Raw genomic sequence first — 5,707 nt, 5'->3', positions numbered from 1 at the left:
CCCGGACACCGTCCCTGGGCCCGCCCCGACCCGTGAAGCACCCCTCGGGCCCCGGACACCGTCCCTGGGCCCGCGCCGAGCCGTGAAGCACAGCTCGGGCCCCTGAAACACCGCCCCTGGGCCCGCGCCGAGCCGTGAAGCACAGCTCGGGCCCCTGAACACCGCCCCTGGGCCCGCGCCGAGCCGTGAAGCACACCTCGGGCACGACCCACCCATGGCAATGCAGGGTTCCGGCCGCCACAACCCGTGGGACGGGCGCTCGCAGGGCCGACGGGCTGGGAAGCTTTGCCGCTTCCCGACGTCCGGTGCCGTGCCAGGCGGCGCGGGCCCGGCGGGAGTTTGCAGACAGTGACTGGGGCTTTGCCCCGATTCCATCGGAGCAACCGGGTATGCGCACGTACGACACCATTGGCGCCGGTGCGGGGAGCGGCTGCGCGCGTGCCGGTATGGGGGCTCGCGCGGACGACTGCCGCCTGGCTCCGGCGCGGGTGCCGGTGCGGCCCCGACTCAGGGCCTGGGGACCCCGATCGGGTTCGGCACGGGGAACAGGCCGTCGTCGGAGATGCGCCGCCCGAGGCGCAGGGCGAGTCCGACGGCCTCCGCCACGCCGTCCGCACCGAGCCGCTCGACCGGGCCGCAGGCCAGGCGGTCGGTCGCCGCCTCCACCGACGCGCGCAACTCCCGTCCGGCCTCGGTGAGACGCCCCTCGCGGTCGAGCAACCCCCGCTCCGCCAAGCGTTGTTCGGCGTCGGTCCACTCGGCGTCGGTCCAGCCCCGCGTGCCCTGGATGATCTCCCGGGTCACCTGGCCCGTCGCCACATGGGCGACACCGGCTTCCAGGCCGGTCAGCCCGTGGTGCGCCACCGCGACGATGTGCCCGTCGCCGCGGTGCTCCCGCAACACGGCGGTCGCGAGCCAGAGGCGGCCTTCGAGGTCGTCCGGACGCGGTACGCCGGACCAGGCGGCGGCCAGCACGCGGCCCTCGTACGTACAGCCCTCGACGGCGCGTTCCAGCAACTCGACCAGTCGGGCGAGGTCTTCGCGCGACACGGACGGGGAAGGCGCGGCTGCGGCGGGGGCGCCGGCCTCCTCCTCGGGCGCAGTCCCGAGCACCAGCGGCGGACGGCCGGACGACCCGGGCACCTCGGTCATGGCCCGGCCCAACGCGGCGGATACCGCGTCCAGCCGAGCGCGCACCGCCTTCTCGGGCGTGGTGATCGCCCACGCCTCCGGCAGCGCACCGGCCACCCGGCGAGGCGCGAACGCGAAGCTCAACGCCTGCGCCACGGGCGCGTCCACCGCGCCCACGGGCGCCAGACGGCCCACGAAGTAGCCCATCCAGTAACCGACCAGCCCCAATGACCGCGATGCCTCGGCCGGTTCGGGCGCGTAGTAGGCCACCCCGTGCACCGGCTCGATGGCCCGCCACAAACGCCTGGCCGAATCAGGCAAGTCCGCAGTAGTCATGCCGCCAGTATGAGCCGCCCCCGCGCCCGCTGGACAGGGGTAACAAGCGGAAGCGGGAAGGGAGTTCGTGGGGTGCGTGAAGATGAGGGGTGGCGACGGGTTGGGGCGCGCGGCCGTCCGGCAAGGGGACCGGCGGGGCGTCGACCGCCGCGCAGGTGCGACGCGCGGGACCCACTGCGGGAGACGGCGGGGCGTCCCCGCTTTCCCGCGACCGGACCGGGACCGCCCATTCGCCCCGCACTCAACCTCGGAAGCCCTCTGTCCCAGCGCACGAAACTCACTGCCGGCTGCGGGGGAGCCTTTGCGGTTGTCGGATCCGCGCCGCTCTCTCCGTACGCATCTCGGAGGGGCCCCTGCCCATCCGCGGGCGGCGGCAATTGCGGTGGAGGACTGTGGCGCGCCACAGGCTTCGGGCGGAGGCGGCATTGGCCGCCGATTTCCGCGCGATCTGTGGCACCCCACAGGGTTTCCGCGGGGGCAGTATTTGCTGCCTTCTTTCGCGCGGTTTGTGGCGTGCCACAGGATTTTCGCGAGACGGCTGTTCGTCGGCTCTTTCCGCGCGGTCTGTGGGTCGCCACAGAGTTTCCGGCCTGTATCAGGCTTGAAGGGCGTCTACAAGTTGTCGACGAATCGTCTACTCGGGGTCGTTAGCATCCGTCGCGGGGGACGGAGTGCTTCACAGGCATGCGAGGGGGACTTCTTGACGCCGTTCAACGTGCTCGGCCCCTTGGAAGTCAGGCGAGACCGCGCTTCTGTGCCGCTCGGGGGCCTGCGGCGCAGGGCAACGCTGGCCTACCTGCTGCTCCACGCCAACCGCACGGTCCCCGTCGACCGCCTCGTCGACGCGTTGTGGCACGAGGAACAGCCGCTGAGTGCCCGCAAGATCCTCCAGAACGCCGTCTCCAGCCTGCGCCGCTCCGACGACCTGCTGTGCTCCATCGTCACCTGCCGGGACGGCTACCTCCTGCGCGTGGCCCCGGAGCACATCGACGCGTCCTGCTTCCGCGACCTCGCGGACCGCGGCAGGGCCGAACTCGTCGGACGCCACTGGGAGCAGGCCGGCGCGACGCTGCGCCGGGCACTCGGGCTGTGGCGCGGCGAGGCCCTCGCCGACCTGCTCGAAGTCGGCCTACGCTGGCCGGAGTTGACCGAGCTCAACGAGGCCGGCGTGGCGGCGTTCGAGGACCGGGTGACGGCCGACCTGATGCTCGGACGGCACACCGACGTCGTCGCCGAGCTCGCCGTCGCGCTCGACACCGACCCCGCACGCGAACGCATGTGCGGACAACTCATGCTCGCGCTCTACCGCAGCGGACGGCACACCGACGCGCTCGACGCGTACCGGCGCACCTGCCGGTCGCCGGCCGCGGACCCGGGGCTCGCGCCGTACACGGAACTGCGGCGGCTGGAGAGCGAGATCCTGCGGCACGACCCGGTCCTGCACACGGCCGACGCGGTGCTCAGGTTCGTCGACCGGCCGCGCCGCACGCCGGACGGGAGGCACCAGGTCGGCCGCGCGGTGATCAACGGGCTGCGTCATACCGCGACTTCGTGACCGGCCCGGGGTCATCCGGCCCCGTGACGCCGCACTCACCGGCGAGCACCTGCATCGCCGGGCGGTGATCAACGGGCCTTTTCGCAAAGCGACGTCGTGATCGGCCCCCGCGCCGCCGCCCCGGCTCCGTCCGCCCCCTACCTGGAGGCACCGATGCAGCACGGCACGCGATTCACGCTCCTGGGTCCGCTCGCCGCGGAGCGGAACGGCACCGAACTCCCGCTCGGCGGGCCCCGGCAGCGCGCCACGCTCGGCTACCTGCTGCTGTACCCCAACCAGGTCGTGGCCACCAGCCGCCTGATCAGCGCCCTGTGGGGCGAGTCCGCGCCGGTCTCCGCGCGCAAGGTGCTCCAGAACACCGTCTGGCGGCTGCGTCGCCTGTTCGATGCCGACGAGCGCCGCGACCGGCTCACCCGCGCCCGCGTCGAACTCCTCACCCGCGCACCGGGATACCTGCTCCGCGTCGCCCCCGAACAAATCGACCTGCACCGCTTCCGCGGACTCGCCGCCGAAGGACGCCAGGAGTTGGACGCGGGCTCCCCCGAAGTCGCCTCGCTGCTCTGGCGCGACGCGCTCGCCCTGTGGCGCGGCCCGGTGCTCGCCGACCTCGTCGAGGACGGCGTGGCCTGGCCCGAGCTCAAGGCCATCGCGAACGCCCGGCTCGACCTGCTGGAGGACCACTTCGACAACGAACTCGCCCTCGGCCGCCACGAGGCCGTCGCCGCAGAACTCCAGGTCACCGCACGGGCCGAGCCCCGCCGCGAACGCCTGCTCGGCCTGCTCATGCTCACCCTGTACCGCTGCGGGCGGCACACCGAGGCCCTGGAGACGTTCGACCGTGCCCGGCTGGCGCTCATCGAAGATCTCGGCCTCGAACCCGGTCACGAACTGCGCGACCTGCGGCAGTCCATCCTCGTCCACGACCCGGCACTGCTGTACGCCCCGCGCTCCCGCATCACCATGGTTCCGCTGCCGGGCCCCACCGCGGCCGGCGCTGTCGCGGCTGCCACGCCGGTCGATCCGCCGCCCGCCGGACGCGTCGCCCCCCTCCCCGCTCCCACCGCGAGCCCCCCGGTGCGCCCGAGCGCGCGGGACCGCCGGGACGACACCGCGGTCACCGAACACAAGGAAGTCACCGCCCTGTTCGTCCGCGTCTCCTTCGCGCCGCACGCCGAGTACGCCGACCCCGAGGACATCGAGGCGGCCGCCGAACGTGTGGACGGCGCCGTGCGGTTCGAGGTCGCTCGCTTCGGCGGCGTGCTCACCACCCGCCTGGGATCCCTGTGGGTCGCCGTGTTCGGCGCGCGCCGCACGCGCGACGACGACCCGGTCCGCGCGGTGTACGCCGCGCTGGCCGTCCGGCACCACGTGGAGGCCTCGTCCGGCATGGTCCCCGGGGCCACCGTCCGAGCCGCCGTCGCCACCGGGCCCGCGCTGGTGCGCGACCGCCCCGCGGCCGGGGCGGCGCCCCGGGTCACCGGCGCGATCCTCGACATGTGCCACTCGGTCCTGCCGCTGGTCGCGGCGCACGAGGTCTGGGTCGGCGACGAGACCCGGCGGCAGACGTCCAGGACCATCGGCTACCGGCGCGCCGGCGCCGCGGCGAACGCCTGGGCCGCCACCGGGATCCTGTTGCCCGGCGCGGGCCCGGCGGACCGCGTGCTGCTCGGGCGGTCGCGCGAACTCGATGTGCTGATCGACCTGTTCCGCGCCGGCAAGCGCCCGAGCCCGGCGTTGGTCGTGGCCGACGCGGGGATGGGAAAGAGCCGGATGGTCGACGAGTTCGAGCACGTGCTGCGCACGAGGTCCGGCGCCGGACCGCGCCCGCTGGTCGTACGCCTGCCGCCACGCCTGGTCGACGCGAGCGTGCTCCCGCTGATCGCCGACGGCCTGTGCGACTGCTGCGGAATCACCCCCGGCCACACCCCCGAGGAGGCCCGGGAGCAGCTGCGCCGCACGATCGGCCGCGCGGTCCGCACCGAGCGCGACGCCGAGTGGATGGTGGCCCGGTTGCACGCGGCGTTCGGCAGCGTCCCGGAGTACGGCGGCCCGACCGACCTCGACGCGATCGTCACCGCGTGGTGGCGCCTGCTCGAACACACCGCGCTGGAACGCCCGGTGGCGGTGGTCATCGACGACCTGCACACGGCGGACGACACGATCCTCGAACTCGTCGGACGGCACGTCACCCCGTCCGCCGCGAGCGAACTGTTCGTGCTCGCCACCGCCCGCCCCGAACTCGCCGAGCGCCGCTCGCTCCACACCGCCGACGAGCGCAACGTCACCACCGTCGCCATGGCCCCCCTCCCGGACGCCGACGTCGACCGCCTGATCCGGAACCTGTTCACCGAACACGGCCTGCCCGACGACGCGGACGACCCGGCGAACACCGACGAAGTGGCGTGCGCGGCAAGGGCGCTGCTCGTCGGCCTCTGCGCCGGAAACCCGTTCCTCGCCCACGAGCTCGTCGACGCCTTCGCGCGCCACGTGCGGGCGGGGGAGCCGTGCGCGGTGGACCGTGAGCCGCACGATCTCGCGGTTCGCTTGTTGCCGAACTCCGTGCGCCGGATCATCGCCGCCCGCCTCGACCGACTTCCCGACTACGCGCGCAGCGTGCTGCGCGACGCCGCGGTAGTCGGGGACACCGTGTGGCCGGGCGCGGTCGCGGCCGCCTCCGGACGCGAA

3 protein-coding genes are annotated in these 5,707 nt (G+C 73.8%); 2 read left to right on the top strand and 1 reads right to left on the bottom strand.

The features are described 5' to 3' along the window. Window positions 1-507 precede the first annotated feature (507 nt). Entirely contained in the window at window positions 508-1,467 is a 960-nt protein-coding gene (locus ACRX5S_RS25050) for an SCO6745 family protein (RefSeq protein WP_436775335.1), read from the bottom strand. Window positions 1,468-2,167: 700 nt separating this feature from the next. On the opposite strand from ACRX5S_RS25050, the gene ACRX5S_RS25045 reads away from it, so the two are divergent. Together ACRX5S_RS25045 and ACRX5S_RS25040 are read left to right on the top strand one after the other, a co-directional pair. Then, window positions 2,168-3,022 carry an AfsR/SARP family transcriptional regulator gene (locus ACRX5S_RS25045; protein ID WP_436775334.1) on the top strand — a complete coding sequence of 285 codons (855 nt, stop codon included), beginning with the start codon at window positions 2,168-2,170 and terminating at the stop codon, window positions 3,020-3,022. 96 nt (window positions 3,023-3,118) lie between these two features. Next, window positions 3,119-5,707, top strand: a 2,589-nt coding sequence (locus tag ACRX5S_RS25040; RefSeq protein WP_436775333.1) for a BTAD domain-containing putative transcriptional regulator, incomplete at its 3' end; no start/stop codon positions are given.

Source organism: Yinghuangia sp. YIM S09857 (genome assembly GCF_051388915.1).
In the GTDB taxonomy this organism is placed as follows: domain Bacteria; phylum Actinomycetota; class Actinomycetes; order Streptomycetales; family Streptomycetaceae; genus Yinghuangia.
The sequence above is the reverse complement of the archived record's forward strand: the minus strand, read 5'-3'. Positions and strand labels throughout refer to the sequence as shown.